Genomic DNA, 12,629 nt, shown 5'->3' with positions numbered 1-12,629 from the left:
GTAGTTTCAAATTGTCGGAAAAAGGTAATCGGCCAAAGCAAACTGTGTGGATAAGGTATGCCAAATGGCTTGTTACGGTTTTTGCTTTTATTTTTCTGATAAACGAAATATTTGTAAAACGGGATGCCGTGGCTATGGTGGAAGATTATAAAGAATTGATTGCACAAAAATGGTGGGTAGTAGCAATTGTGCTTTTGCTAATGCCAATCAATTGGCTACTGGAGTCGATAAAATGGAAAATACTCTTTGCCAAATTTGGCTCAATGAGCTTGCCAAAAGCATTCAAAGGAACATTGATGGGGGTGGCGGTTGGTTTATTTACCATTAATGGAGTTGGTGAGTTTGTGGGGAGAATGACGGCAGTACCCATCAGAAAAAGACAAGAAGCTGTTTCGTCCAGTATGGTGGCAAGTATGGCTCAGTTGGCGGTCACCATTACTATTGGTGGGGCATTTGTGGTTTATTTTGGTTCGTTGTTTATAGATGATGGCCGTTTGGTAATGGCAAAAATTGCTGCCTTTTCAACTGTTTTGGTTGGAATTGTGGCGTATTACTTTATGCCGCAATTAGCTAAAAAAGGACTTTCGAAAGCCTTATTTTTAAACAGATACAATCACTTTATCGATTCATTCGACCAATTTGAACGCAAGACATTGACCACCATTTACGGGCTTTCTTTGTTGCGATATTCGGTTTTCTCCTTCCAATTAGGCTTTCTACTCTATCATTTTGGAGGCTTTACCGATTTTAAATTTGTCCTGCTTATTCCGGTTTATTACTACATACAAACCTTAATTCCGACTGTTGCCCTGGGCGAAGTGGGAGTTCGTGGATATATTTTGACCACGCTGTTCAGCCAGAGTTTATCCTCATCCGATGTCATTTTGGTGTCGTTCATTATCTGGTTTATAAATTTGGTTTTACCTGGCATCATTGGAATGATTCTTTTGATAAAAACAAAAATATCGTTGACATGAGTTGGTTGGTTCTAATTATTTCCGTTTTGTACGCCGCTGTTTTAAATAGAATAGTTCGGTCATGGAATTCGATTGAAACTATTTCTGTTGAAAACAATGAACCGGTAACAGTAGTGGTGGTCTTTAGAAACGAGGAGCAAAACCTGCCTATCTTAATTAATGGTTTGAAAACCCAATCGATTCCGCAGTCTGAGTTGAATATCATTTTTGTTAATGATCACTCAATCGACAAATCTGCTCAAATTGTGGATGATTTTTTGAGAAATACACACATCCAATCACAACATATTTCGATTGCCAATTTGGGACTTGAGGGAAAAAAGGCTGGCGTGACATCGGCAGTTTCGGCGGCCAACACAGATTTAATACTCTCGACCGATGCCGATTGCATTTTGCCACCAACCTGGGTAGAAACGATGCGAAAAAATGCCATCGAAAAATCGTTTGTGTCGGGGCCGGTAAAATTTGTTGAATCGAATTCATGGTGGAAAAAACTCTCTCAGCTGGACTTTTTGAGTTTGATTGTTTTGGGTTTTTCTTCCATTAACAAAACCCGACCCACACTTGCCAACGGGGCAAATATGATGTTTCGAAAGTCGGCATTTTTGCAGGTTAATGGATATGTAGGCAATGAACAAATTGTTGGGGGAGACGATGTTTTTTTGCTTGAAAAATTAGCCATTGCCGCACAACCTATAGGCGTGTGCAAATCGGAAGAAGCGTTGGTGCAAACTGGCCAACCACAATCATTTGAAGAATTTATAAGGCAACGATTGAGGTGGGCAGGAAAAACTAGGTTGCAGCTAAACAACCCCCGTCACGATTGGTTGTTGGCCTTGATGGTGTGCTATATGTTTTTCTTTTTGGTTATAATTGGTGCATTGTTTGGAGGCTGGAAAGCCGCAATTTTGGCTTTTATTGTAAAGTTCGTGGCCGACTATTTATTCTTCAAAAACATATTGCCTTTTTTTAAAGAAAGAATACTGCTGAAAAAAGTTTGGATAGCCAGTGTGTTGCACCCTATTTATGTGGTTTTGATTGGTGTGAGCAGCAAGTTTACCTCAATTCAATGGAAAGGAAGAATCTATAAAAAATAGAAAATGGATGAATTGGCAAAAGCGGTTTTAGAACAATTGTTGTTTCCCGAAAATTTTGAAAATATTGTGGAGGAGTGCCGAATAAAAGCCGGAAAACACATTATTGGCGATGTGCTTAAAACTTTGTTGCACGACGAAATGGTTTCGCCGATGTTGCCAAACGAAAAAGGAGATTGGGTGCGAAGTTTGGGCTATGATTCTGATTTTATGGGAGATTATAGATATCAAATTACTGCCAAAGGATTAAAAGCCTTGCAATTGGTTTAAATTTCGCTAATAGGAGAAAAGGTACACCAATCCGGAAATGAGGAAAGAAATCATAGCAATAAAACCAAGCACACCAAACAAAGCCACTAGACCATCTATCCATAAAATAGAAAAAACCAATGCCAAAGTATAGCAAGAAAGCATCAGAATAAGGCTTAACTGAACAAATCGCAGAGCCGATTCTTGCGATTTACCCATTATTTTTCTTCTACTGGGTCGAAGTGGTGTATTGTCGTTTATATTGGTAATTAGTTGGCTGATTAAATAGATTAGAATAACCAAACCTAAAAAGGTTAGTGCCACAAATCCCATCAAACCATAAGTTCCGTTTACAATAAACATTAAATTAAGGAGTGCCGCCACCGAAAATAATCCAATGGCAGAACCGGAAATCTTTTTTTTGTTTTGAGGTTTAGCTGAAATGTCATTTTTGGTAGAGTCAGTTTCGGTAACAAAAGGCTTGTTTTGATGTGTTGAGGCAACGATAGTAGGAATTTCTTTTATTACGGATGTAACCTTTTTGGGCAGCGGATTTGTTGCCGATTGTTGACTATCTGCTTTTGGCATTTTTGGCTGATTCTTGCCTGTCTCAGTGGGTTGTTCAGAGATAGATGCGGCCTCTACCGATTTTGGTTTAACATAATGCCCGCCCAAAGGTTTTGATGGTTGATTATGAGATAACAATCTATTGGTTCTTGGAATGTTTCCATACCTCATTTGACAACTTGCAAATGCAAAAATCGTCATGACTAAAAAGGAAAATTTTAAAACAGCTTTCATTTAATTTGCTCTATTGGTAATGTCAAAACCGAGCCTTTTGCCGGTGGCCAGTCCTGATGGGTTGTTGAAATAATTTTTTTGTTCAATGGTTATTTGGCTAAAGTTTTCTGCCGGCGGCACAAACAAATCAAAATCTAAGCAATACAACATGCATTGCTCAATAATGGCATCAATACTTTCCTTTGATACCAGATGCTTGCCGGGTTCTTTATATAAAAATGCCAATTGCCGCTTCCCTTCGACATAAAATCTATCTTCGATGTTTACAAAAAAACGTGCCAATAAATAGCCCGGATCTGCTAATCGGTTGTATTTGATGGAATCACTCAAAAAATTATAAATCTGAATCATGGCAAAATAGCCCCTATCTTCATTCTCTTTTATGTATTTCGATTTCATCATTAAATGCTCGGGTGGAAAAGTGAAAACATTGGTGTGCAGTATGAAAACAATGGTGTCTCCCGAAAATTTTAGGTGAAATTCGAATTGACCAAAATCGTTTACAATAACTTCTACAGCCGAATTTTTGGTCAAAACCTCAGGTGCGAGTTTGCCCGCTATTTCTTGGGCAGCGGTTTTAAATTGCTCAAAAATTTCTAATGAGTTTTTATAAATCCGTTGTTTTAAGTCGGCCTTATGATTAAGCCCGTTTAAAATTAAGTCCATCTTGCTGCCCATGTCAGAATTTTAAATACTTGACAAAGTTATCCAAAAAAAGAAATTTGCACCGCAGCGATAAGATTTTGCAAACTTATTTTAGTTTTAAATGGCATCTTTTACCAAGAACTTACAACTATGTCTTTAAAAACGAATTTACAATAGAATGACAATTTTGCAACCAATTGATTATCAGCTAATTGTGTGTAATTTTTTGCCATTTTTGGATGTTGGAAACATTTCAGCTTTTGTGTCGAAAAAAATCTTCAAAAAAAAGTAATTTCGCCCGTCGAAAAGATAAAGTAAAATTAGATGTCAGAAACAGCCCGAATTACGTTTCAAGGTAAAGAAGTAGAGCTCCCATTAATAGTTGGTTCAGAGAATGAAGTTGGTATTGATATATCCGAACTTCGAAACGTAACCGGAGCTATAACGCTTGACGTGGGTTTTAAAAACACGGGAAGTACCGTTAGCAATGTTACCTATTTAGATGGAGAAGCGGGAATTTTAAGACACCGAGGATACTCAATCGAAGAATTGGCCTCTAAAGCATCGTTTTTAGAAGTGGCCTATTTGCTAATTAATGGCGAACTGCCCACAAAGGCAGAATATGAGGATTGGGATTACCAAATTCGTCACCATACATTGGTAAACGAAGATATGGAGAACATCTTTAAAGCATGGCCCACAGGCTCGCACCCGATGGGGCAGCTTACAGCCATGATATCCTCACTTTCTTCATTTTATCCTGAATCACTCAATCCAAATTTGAGCGAAGAAGATCAGTTTAGAACCATCCGCCGATTGATTGCCAAAATGCCAACTATTGTAGCAATGCTGCACAAAAAGGCAAAAGGGCATCCCATTATTTATCCCAAAAACAATTTGGATTATGTTTCCAATTTCTTAAACATGACTTTTAAGAACATTACCGAAGATTACGAAATTGATCCGGTATTTGTTGAAGCCATGAATAAACTGTTGATTTTGCATGCCGACCACGAGCAAAACTGTTCAGCCTCTACGGTTAGAATGGTGGGTTCATCGCACTCAAACTTGTATGCTTGTATCTCTGCCGGTGTGGCCGCTCTTTGGGGGCCATTGCATGGTGGTGCCAACCAGCAAGTTATAGAAATGTTGGAAGCCATTAGAGAAGATGGTGGCGATGCCGAAAAATACATCAATAAAGCAAAAGATAAAAACGACCCATTCCGGTTGATGGGATTTGGGCATAGAGTTTATAAAAACTACGACCCTCGTGCATTGATTATCAAAAAATCGTGCGATGATATTTTGAACAAATTGGGCGTACACGACCCTGTGTTAGACATTGCAAAAAGGCTGGAAGAAACGGCTTTGGCCGATCCATACTTTGCTGAAAGAAAATTGTTCCCGAATGTTGACTTCTATTCTGGAATAATTTACAGAGCTATGGGCTTCCCTGTGGAAATGTTTACTGTACTTTTTGCTCTTGGTCGCCTACCGGGTTGGATTGCCCAATGGAAAGAAATGCGTGACCACAAAGACCCAATCGGTCGTCCACGGCAAATTTATACAGGGCCAACGTTGCGTTCGTTTACCGACATGGGCGACCGAAAATAAGGTCGTTTTCGCTACGTTTACTAATATTATAGTTTCGGATTGCTTTTGTGCCGATTAAAATCTCGTTGAGTTTTCTTTTCGATATTTTTAGTAAGAGCCTCGGTTAAATCTATTCCCGTTTGGTTGGCAAGGCAGATTAGCACAAAAAGCACATCAGCCATTTCGTCGGGCAAGTTTTTTGCCAAATCGCTGTCTTTTGATGATTGTTCGCCATAGACACGAGCCATAATGCGGGCTACTTCGCCCACTTCTTCCATCAAAATGGCGGTATTGGTCAATTCGTTAAAATACCGAACACCAATGGTTTTTATCCAATCATCTACCTGTCGCTGAGCTTCTGCAATTGTCATAGAGCGAAGGTAGGGGAAATAGTGCAGAGTCGCAATGCAAAAAGGTAGAGCCGCAATGCATTGCGACGCTACCTTTTTGCCTAAAACCCTTTTGCTTTCAGCAACGGTTTTATGGTAGGTTCATGACCAGTTAGTGCTTTGAAGGATTCGTTTAAATCAATGCTATTGCCCACCGATAGGATGTGCTGACGGAATTTGTCGCCGTTTTCGCGGGTAAGGCCACCGTTGTCTTCAAACCATTGGAAACAGTCGAAATCCAACATTTCTGACCACATGTAGGCATAATATCCTGCCGAATATCCATTAGCCCAAATATGTAAAAAATAGGAAGAATGGTAGCGTGGTGGCACATAAGGCAAATACAGACCGTAGCTTTCTAAAGCTGCTTTTTCAAAATCATTGGCAGCCACAAGTTTGTCGGCATTTGCAACGGTGTGCCACGCCAAATCGAGGGTGGCGGCGGCCACTAATTCGGTCATTGAATATCCACCGTTAAAATTACCTGCGTTCTTTATTTTTTGAACAAGTTCAGCTGGAATTGGTTGTTTTGTTTTATAGTGCAACGCGTAGTTGTTCAACACTTTTTCGTTCATAGCCCAATGCTCATTTATTTGAGAGGGGAACTCTACAAAATCTCGTGGAACGCTGGTACCGGAAAGACTTTCGTATTTTTGATTGGCAAAAATGCCATGAATGCTATGGCCAAATTCATGAAACATGGTGGTTACATCATCAAAACTGATTAACGAAGGTTTGCCATTGGCAGGTTTTTGGTAGTTGAACACGTTTGTGATAACCGGCTTTTGACCCAAATGATGTGATTGGTTTACAAAATTGTTCATCCATGCACCGCCGCTTTTGTTATCGCGGGTATAAAAATCGAGGTAATACAGGGCAATGGAGCTGCCGTCTTTATCAAAAACCTCGTATGCCACCACATCCGGATGGTAAACAGGCAAATCGGTTCTCACTTTAAAACTAATGCCATACAACTGCTCGGCAGCATAGAAAACGCCTTTTTCTAACACCGTACGCACCTCAAAATAAGGTTTGATTTCCGACTCGTCAAGGTCGTATTTTGCTTTCCGTACTTTTTCGGCGTAAAAATTCCAATCCCATGGTTCTAATTTAAAACCACTTTTTTCTGCATCTATCATTTTTTGAATTTCAGATGCTTCCGTTTTGGCTTTATTCACCGCAGGGGCGGCCAATTTCGACAATAAGTTAAGTGCATTTTGTGGGTCTTTGGCCATTTGATCTTGCAGTTTCCATTCGGCGAAATTAGTTTTGCCGAGCAATTGAGCCTTTTGCAATCGAAGTTTGGCAATTTCCTGAATCGTGGCTCTCGTGTCGTCGTTGTTGCCTTTGTCGGCTCTTTCCCAACTGGCTTTATATAATTTTTCACGGGTTGCACGGTTTGTTAAATTTTGAAGCAATGGTTGTTGCGTCGTGTTTTGCAATGCCAACAAATATTTGCCTTTGTGGCCGGCATCTTCGGCATCTTTGGCGGCGGCCGCAATTTCGTCGGCACTCATTCCGTCAAGTTCCTTTACATCATCAATTATCAGTGCTCCGTTTTTGCGGGCAGCTAAAAGTTTGTTGCTAAAAGCGGTTTCAAGACTGGCAAGTTGTTCGTTGATACGTTTTAAATCGCCCTTTTTTTCCTCCGAAAGATTGGCTCCGGCTATTTCAAAATTCTGATAATAATATTCCGTTAGTCGGATGTCTTCTGATTCTAAGTTTGCATTATTTCTATTTTCATATACGGTTTTAACCCGCTCAAATAGTTTTGAATTGAGGTAAATTTTATCGTGGTGGGCTGCAAAAATGGGGGCATATTTTTCCTCTAATGCCTGAAGGCTGTCGTTGGTGTTGGCACTGGTGAGATTATAAAAAACCATGGTTGCTCGATTTAAAATTCGGCCACTGGTTTCTAATGCCAAAATGGTGTTTTTAAACGTAGCTGCCTCTGTGGAGTTGGCAATGTTTTCAATTTCAATCAGTTGTTCGGCCAAGCCTTTTTTAAATGCCGGCTCAAAATGTTCATCTTTAATTTTGTCAAACTCGGGTGCCTGATACTGCAACGAGCTATTCTGAAAAAAGGGGTTATTGTTTTCTGTTGATTCCATTGTCTTGACGTTTTTTTTAGAATTACACGAAAAAAGAAATACTGAAATAGTTGCGATAACACTGATATGTGAGAATTTCATATTTGTCAAAATTTTGCTCGAAGGTAGAAGTTTTTTGCGGATGTAGGACGTAAGAAATATTATACGAATTACTAAAAAGTGAGATTCATCGCTTCGCTCTGAATGACGGATGTTTGGTATGTACTCTTCTGTACATGTTGCTTGTTTCCTTTCGTGCAAATCCAAGAATCAACAAATCCACGAATCAACTATCTTTGCCGCAATGTCGAAAAAACTGGTTTATATAACGCGAAAGGAGCATTTTAATGCAGCTCATAAATTGTTTAATCCCCACTGGAGTGAAGAACAAAATGAAGCGGTTTATGGAAAATGTGCCAATAAAAATTGGCATGGACATAATTTTGATTTGTATGTTACCATAAAAGGTACTCCCGACCCTGAAACGGGTTTTATTTTGGATTTGAAAAAACTGAGAGACATTATTCAAAACAGTGTTATCGAACAGCTCGACCATAAAAACATAAACATGGATGTGCCATGGATGGCGGGCAAATTGGCTTCTATTGAGAATATTGCCATTGGCATTTGGGAGCAGTTGGAGCCTCAAATAACTGGTGGAAAACTGCACAGGATAAAGCTGTGGGAAACACACAATAACTATGTTGAATATTTTGGTGAAGAATTGTAATTGAAATCATAAAAATGTATAGAGCTACCGTTAACAATAGTCAACAATTTGAAATAGATAAAAATGACCAAACTTTGATGAACCACAGTAAGGTGGATTTTGACATAAAACCACTTCCAAACGGAAATTATCATGTGTTGCTCAATAATAAATCATTCGAGTTGAGTGAGATTGAGGTGATTAGAAACGATAAAACCGTGGCCATGACCATCAATCATAAAAGGTATGTGGTGGCTATAGAGGACAATTTTGACCTACTCCTCAAAAGCATGGGTATGGATAAATCAACCACACAAAAAGTGTCGGAAGTAAAATCACCAATGCCTGGTTTGGTATTGAATATAATGGTAGAAGTGGGGGAAGAGATTAAGAAAGACCAACCTTTGATGGTGTTGGAAGCCATGAAAATGGAAAACGTCATTGCCTCTCCATGCGATGCCATGGTTGCCTCTATTGAGGTAAAGACTCAACAAAAGGTTGATAAAAATGCGGTTTTGGTGAAATTTTCGTAATGGTTTCGATTTCAAAAATTAATATAGTTTTGCCGCAAAGTGTACGTAGAATGAAGAAGAAATTTATCACAGCATTATTGATGGTTTTGGGTTTGAGTGTTTTTGCACAAGACCCAACTTTAGAACAAAAAGAAAAAGAATTGGAAGCCGCTAAGGCAAAATTGGCCGAGGCACAGGCAAAAGTGAACCAGATAGCCGCAGAGGTAGAAGCACTTAAACCCATTGTAAAATGGGAAAAAGGAAATCTGTTGGCGGTCAATTTTAACCAAGGTTCTTTTACGAACTGGTCCTTGGGAGGGGTTAATGCTATTTCGGTTGCGGCATTAGGAAACGCTTTTGCCAACTATAAATACGGCAAATGGACATGGGACAACAACCTTGATTTGGCCTATGGATTATTGAGAAATAAAGGAGAAAGCGTAAGAAAGAACGAGGATAAAATTGATTTTCAAACAAAAGTTGGGCGTAGAGCAACCGACAAATTGAGTTGGGCAAGTATTGCCCGATTTGAAAGCCAGTTTGCCGAAGGTTTTGATTTTGCCAATCCCGACGAAAACCGTCCGGTTCTTTCAAGATTTATGGCACCAGCATATCTAAAATTTTCTGTTGGAATAGATTATAAACCCAATAAATATTTGTCAATGTATATCTCTCCAGCAGCAGGGAAATGGACATTTGTAAACGATGACAGCATTGCAGCCATGCATTTGTACATTCCTACCACCAGTGTCAATGCTAATAGAAGAGGGGAGTTTGGGGCATTAACCTCTTTTATATATCAAAACAAGGCAATTGTAAAAAATATTGGCGTAAGAAGCAGCTTAGAGCTTTTTAACAACTTTACAGATTTGAATAGGCCAAACAGAAGGAATATTGATGTTGACTGGCAAACCCGCTTTGACTGGAAGTTGAATAAATATTTGGGTATGACACTATTTGGTCATGTAAAATATGACGACGATACTCGAATAGAGTTTGACCCTGAAGGGCAACCCGGAAAAGTAGGACCTAGAACACAATTTAAAGAATTGTTTGGTGTAGGGTTTAGCTATAAGTTTTAAGAGAAATTATGATTTAAAGAGTCCCGATTCGCCGCAGGCGAATCGGGACTCTTTATTTAAGAGCCTGTTTATGATTTCCGAATTGAAAACTAATTTGGAATTATTTTATTCCAAACAAGGCAAAATTGACCATAATAGCAGAGCTATTTAAGGAAATTGGCTCTAAGTACACCCACAGCCTTTAAAATTCTTGATTTTCCCGTTTTTATTGATGCTTCGCACTAATTTACCTTCACGGTAGAAAAGTTGCCATTTTAAACGGTCGTTTTTATATACGTATCGTTCTTTTATCCAGCCTTCCTTTTCAAATACTTGCCACGTGCCGTGCTTTTGGTTGTTTTTGTACTTGCGAATGGCCAAGATATATCCGGTGCTGTCTTTTTCTAAGCATGTCACCTTTTTGCCAGATGTTGAAGTGTCACATTCCACTATATTTTGGGCTTTAAGCTGTTGCCCAAACGACAGTATTAAAATGAAAAGAAGATACCTACAATACCTATTATGAAACAATACAGTGCAAACCATGTTAATTGACTTTTTTCTACCAGTTTTATCATCCATTTTATGGCAAACAAACCTGTAATAAACGCTGCCACAAAACCCATTGACAGTTCAAACAACGGAATGGTTTGTTGGCTGGCTTCAGACTGTTCAAAATAATCGAGCAAACTTTTGGCGGCCACGCCCAAAATAAGGGGTAAAACCATTAAAAAGGAAAATCGAGCTGCTTTGCTTCGGTTCATTCCCAAAAAAACACCTGTCACAATGGTACTGCCGCTGCGGCTAATGCCGGGCAAAATGGCAATGGCTTGCACAATGCCCATTATCAGGGCTTTTGTGCCGCTTATTTCTTCGTTTTTGTTGATTTTTATTTTGTCTGAAATAAACAGAATCAGGCCCGTAACCAGAAGCATTATTGAAACAAATAAAATGTTTCCATTAAAAAAAGTTTCTATTTCATCTTTCCATTTTAGACCCACAATAGCGGCAGGAATCATGGAAAGAACTACAAACCATGCGAAACGGGTTTCTTCATCCCATTTAAAAGATAAAATGCCTCTAAAAATTTGGAGAATATCTTGCCTAAAAACCACAATGGTGCTAAGGGCTGTGGCTGCATGAAGAAAAACGGTAAAAAGTAAATCGTCGTCTATTTGGGCATTTAAAACGGCTTTAGCCAACTCGATATGGCCGCTGCTGCTGACGGGCAAAAATTCGGTAAGACCTTGAACAATGCCAATAATAATGGCCTCAATCAGGCTCATTGGTATTGTCTAAATCGGATTTTTTGAAAATAGCATATACCTCAACGGCAAATCCGGCCAAAACTACCAATGGAGCGATGGTTATTTTGATGGTGCTGCTAAAACTAATGGTGCCGTCAAACAATTTTGTGCCATTATATACATCGTCTGTATTGCCGGCCATTAACACAAAACCAAGAGTAATGATGGCCAAACCAATCAGCATCCATTTATAGTTTTCTTTCGAAAAAGCAAATTTTAACTGGTGCAAATTTGTTTTGGAAACGGCATCTTTTTGTTTGTTTTTTTTGCTCGACATATCTGTTCAATTAATATAAATCTTCAATTTTTAATCGTAAATATTTTTTGGTTGCAAAGTAGGTGCTTGGCACCACAATGCAAAGCCCTATCAGCAATATTACTGCAAATAAAATGGAATAAATTTTAAAATCGGTGTGATAAATTGGTGAGCTGGTTATTTGGTCTTGGGTATTTAGCAAATTGGCCAGAACAGAATTGGCCGGCCAAATTATGATGATGGCCAACACAGCACTTATCAGGGTAATGATTAATGATTTTAAAACAAAGGGACGTATAATAAACCACTGTGTGGCACCAATAAGCTGCATGCTTTTAATGGTAAAGCGTCGGGCATAAACTTCTAACTTTATGGCATTATTGACAAGGATAAGCGAAACAATCAGTAGCAATAGTGCAATGGCTATTAACGAAATACCTGCCTTTTTTTTGATTTGATTTATCTGATTTATCAAATCTGGATTAAACTGTACATCGTTTACTCCTTCTATTTTTTTGAATTGTTCGATGGCAGCATCGAATGATCCCTCGAGTTGTTGCGGTTTTAAGCTCACTTCAATGCTGGATGGTATGGGGTTAAAACCTAATCCTTCAATAAAATCTTGCTGAAAAACCTCCTTAAATTTTATTGCTTCTTCATCGCCGTTCAAATATTTTGTTGAGGCCACGTGCGGAAGTTTTTCCAGCTCTTTGGCTTTTTCAATCAATTTTTGTTCTGGGATAGAATTTTCAAAATAAATGTAAACCGGAACGTTTTCATGATAATAGTTCAGCAGTTTTTGACTTTGAATGATGAGCAGGCCAAACAGCCCAATCACCACCAGCACCATCACAATGCTGAGGGTTGCCGAAAATTCTCTAAGATTGTTTTTTCGTTTCAACGTGGCAAAGATAGATGGTGCATACTTTTTTTACACACATTTTAT

At 38.9% G+C, this 12,629-nt stretch carries 15 protein-coding genes; 7 read left to right on the top strand and 8 right to left on the bottom strand.

The window, feature by feature from the left end:
• Window positions 1-11 precede the first annotated feature (11 nt).
• From H6607_06780 to H6607_06770, 3 genes are read left to right on the top strand one after another with little or no spacing between them, the layout of a single operon-like run.
• Entirely contained in the window at window positions 12-977 is a 966-nt protein-coding gene (locus H6607_06780; protein ID MCB9262062.1) for a flippase-like domain-containing protein, read from the top strand.
• Complete coding sequence (locus tag H6607_06775; protein MCB9262061.1) at window positions 974-2,074, top strand: glycosyltransferase; 1,101 nt, start codon at window positions 974-976, stop codon at window positions 2,072-2,074. Before H6607_06780 ends, H6607_06775 begins: the two co-directional genes overlap by 4 nt.
• 3 nt (window positions 2,075-2,077) lie before the next feature.
• A complete protein-coding gene (locus tag H6607_06770; protein MCB9262060.1) occupies window positions 2,078-2,341 on the top strand; it encodes a hypothetical protein in 264 nt (87 codons plus the stop codon).
• A 6-nt stretch (window positions 2,342-2,347) separates the two neighbouring features.
• On the opposite strand, the gene H6607_06765 is transcribed toward H6607_06770, so the two are convergent.
• Both H6607_06765 and H6607_06760 read right to left on the bottom strand, forming a co-directional pair.
• Window positions 2,348-3,058 carry a hypothetical protein gene (locus H6607_06765; GenBank protein ID MCB9262059.1) on the bottom strand — a complete coding sequence of 237 codons (711 nt, stop codon included), beginning with the start codon at window positions 3,056-3,058 and terminating at the stop codon, window positions 2,348-2,350.
• Between the two features lie 63 nt (window positions 3,059-3,121).
• Window positions 3,122-3,787 carry a hypothetical protein gene (locus tag H6607_06760; protein MCB9262058.1) on the bottom strand — a complete coding sequence of 222 codons (666 nt, stop codon included), beginning with the start codon at window positions 3,785-3,787 and terminating at the stop codon, window positions 3,122-3,124.
• Window positions 3,788-4,090: 303 nt separating this feature from the next.
• Between H6607_06760 and H6607_06755 the strand changes: the two genes are divergently transcribed.
• The gene (locus H6607_06755) at window positions 4,091-5,380 is read left to right on the top strand and encodes a citrate synthase (GenBank protein MCB9262057.1); all 1,290 of its coding nucleotides are present in this window, start codon (window positions 4,091-4,093) and stop codon (window positions 5,378-5,380) included.
• 26 nt (window positions 5,381-5,406) lie between these two features.
• Here H6607_06755 and H6607_06750 read toward each other — a convergent pair whose 3' ends face one another.
• Together H6607_06750 and H6607_06745 are read right to left on the bottom strand one after the other, a co-directional pair.
• A complete protein-coding gene (locus H6607_06750; GenBank protein MCB9262056.1) occupies window positions 5,407-5,730 on the bottom strand; it encodes a nucleotide pyrophosphohydrolase in 324 nt (107 codons plus the stop codon).
• Between the two features lie 80 nt (window positions 5,731-5,810).
• Window positions 5,811-7,940: a M3 family metallopeptidase gene (locus H6607_06745; GenBank protein ID MCB9262055.1), complete on the bottom strand. Its 2,130-nt coding sequence runs from the start codon at window positions 7,938-7,940 to the stop codon at window positions 5,811-5,813.
• Window positions 7,941-8,154: 214 nt separating this feature from the next.
• Between H6607_06745 and H6607_06740 the strand changes: the two genes are divergently transcribed.
• From H6607_06740 to H6607_06730, 3 genes are read left to right on the top strand one after another with little or no spacing between them, the layout of a single operon-like run.
• The gene (locus H6607_06740; GenBank protein ID MCB9262054.1) at window positions 8,155-8,568 is read left to right on the top strand and encodes a 6-carboxytetrahydropterin synthase; all 414 of its coding nucleotides are present in this window, start codon (window positions 8,155-8,157) and stop codon (window positions 8,566-8,568) included.
• A gap of 14 nt (window positions 8,569-8,582) precedes the next feature.
• On the top strand, window positions 8,583-9,080 hold the full coding sequence (locus H6607_06735; GenBank protein MCB9262053.1) for an acetyl-CoA carboxylase biotin carboxyl carrier protein subunit: 498 nt from the start codon (window positions 8,583-8,585) through the stop codon (window positions 9,078-9,080).
• A gap of 50 nt (window positions 9,081-9,130) precedes the next feature.
• On the top strand, window positions 9,131-10,141 hold the full coding sequence (locus tag H6607_06730) for a DUF3078 domain-containing protein (protein ID MCB9262052.1): 1,011 nt from the start codon (window positions 9,131-9,133) through the stop codon (window positions 10,139-10,141).
• Between the two features lie 162 nt (window positions 10,142-10,303).
• On the opposite strand, the gene H6607_06725 is transcribed toward H6607_06730, so the two are convergent.
• The 4 genes from H6607_06725 to H6607_06710 all read right to left on the bottom strand — a co-directional run bounded on the left by H6607_06725 (window position 10,304) and on the right by H6607_06710 (window position 12,584).
• Window positions 10,304-10,537 (bottom strand): hypothetical protein, encoded by a 234-nt coding sequence (locus tag H6607_06725; GenBank protein ID MCB9262051.1) that lies wholly within the window; start codon window positions 10,535-10,537, stop codon window positions 10,304-10,306.
• 71 nt (window positions 10,538-10,608) lie between these two features.
• Window positions 10,609-11,406: an undecaprenyl-diphosphate phosphatase gene (locus H6607_06720; protein ID MCB9262050.1), complete on the bottom strand. Its 798-nt coding sequence runs from the start codon at window positions 11,404-11,406 to the stop codon at window positions 10,609-10,611.
• Window positions 11,393-11,704 (bottom strand): DUF3098 domain-containing protein, encoded by a 312-nt coding sequence (locus H6607_06715; protein MCB9262049.1) that lies wholly within the window; start codon window positions 11,702-11,704, stop codon window positions 11,393-11,395. Before H6607_06715 ends, H6607_06720 begins: the two co-directional genes overlap by 14 nt.
• 10 nt (window positions 11,705-11,714) lie before the next feature.
• Window positions 11,715-12,584, bottom strand: a complete 870-nt coding sequence (locus tag H6607_06710) for an FtsX-like permease family protein (GenBank protein MCB9262048.1) — start codon at window positions 12,582-12,584, stop codon at window positions 11,715-11,717.
• Between the last annotated feature and the right edge of the window lie 45 nt (window positions 12,585-12,629).

The organism is Flavobacteriales bacterium (assembly GCA_020635395.1).
In the GTDB taxonomy this organism is placed as follows: domain Bacteria; phylum Bacteroidota; class Bacteroidia; order NS11-12g; family UBA9320; genus UBA987.
This window is presented reverse-complemented; position numbering and strand designations above follow the sequence as displayed.

Excerpts from the sequence above, each read along its gene's own strand:
- H6607_06775 (MCB9262061.1), top strand. The coding sequence starts at position 974 with ATGAGTTGGTTGGTTCTAATTATTTCCGTTTTGTACGCCGCTGTTTTA.
- H6607_06770 (MCB9262060.1), top strand. The coding sequence starts at position 2,078 with ATGGATGAATTGGCAAAAGCGGTTTTAGAACAATTGTTGTTTCCCGAA.
- H6607_06765 (MCB9262059.1), bottom strand. The coding sequence starts at position 3,058 with ATGAGGTATGGAAACATTCCAAGAACCAATAGATTGTTATCTCATAAT.
- H6607_06760 (MCB9262058.1), bottom strand. The coding sequence starts at position 3,787 with ATGGACTTAATTTTAAACGGGCTTAATCATAAGGCCGACTTAAAACAA.
- H6607_06755 (MCB9262057.1), top strand. The coding sequence starts at position 4,091 with ATGTCAGAAACAGCCCGAATTACGTTTCAAGGTAAAGAAGTAGAGCTC.
- H6607_06750 (MCB9262056.1), bottom strand. The coding sequence starts at position 5,730 with ATGACAATTGCAGAAGCTCAGCGACAGGTAGATGATTGGATAAAAACC.
- H6607_06745 (MCB9262055.1), bottom strand. The coding sequence starts at position 7,940 with ATGAAATTCTCACATATCAGTGTTATCGCAACTATTTCAGTATTTCTT.
- H6607_06735 (MCB9262053.1), top strand. The coding sequence starts at position 8,583 with ATGTATAGAGCTACCGTTAACAATAGTCAACAATTTGAAATAGATAAA.
- H6607_06730 (MCB9262052.1), top strand. The coding sequence starts at position 9,131 with ATGAAGAAGAAATTTATCACAGCATTATTGATGGTTTTGGGTTTGAGT.
- H6607_06720 (MCB9262050.1), bottom strand. The coding sequence starts at position 11,406 with ATGAGCCTGATTGAGGCCATTATTATTGGCATTGTTCAAGGTCTTACC.
- H6607_06715 (MCB9262049.1), bottom strand. The coding sequence starts at position 11,704 with ATGTCGAGCAAAAAAAACAAACAAAAAGATGCCGTTTCCAAAACAAAT.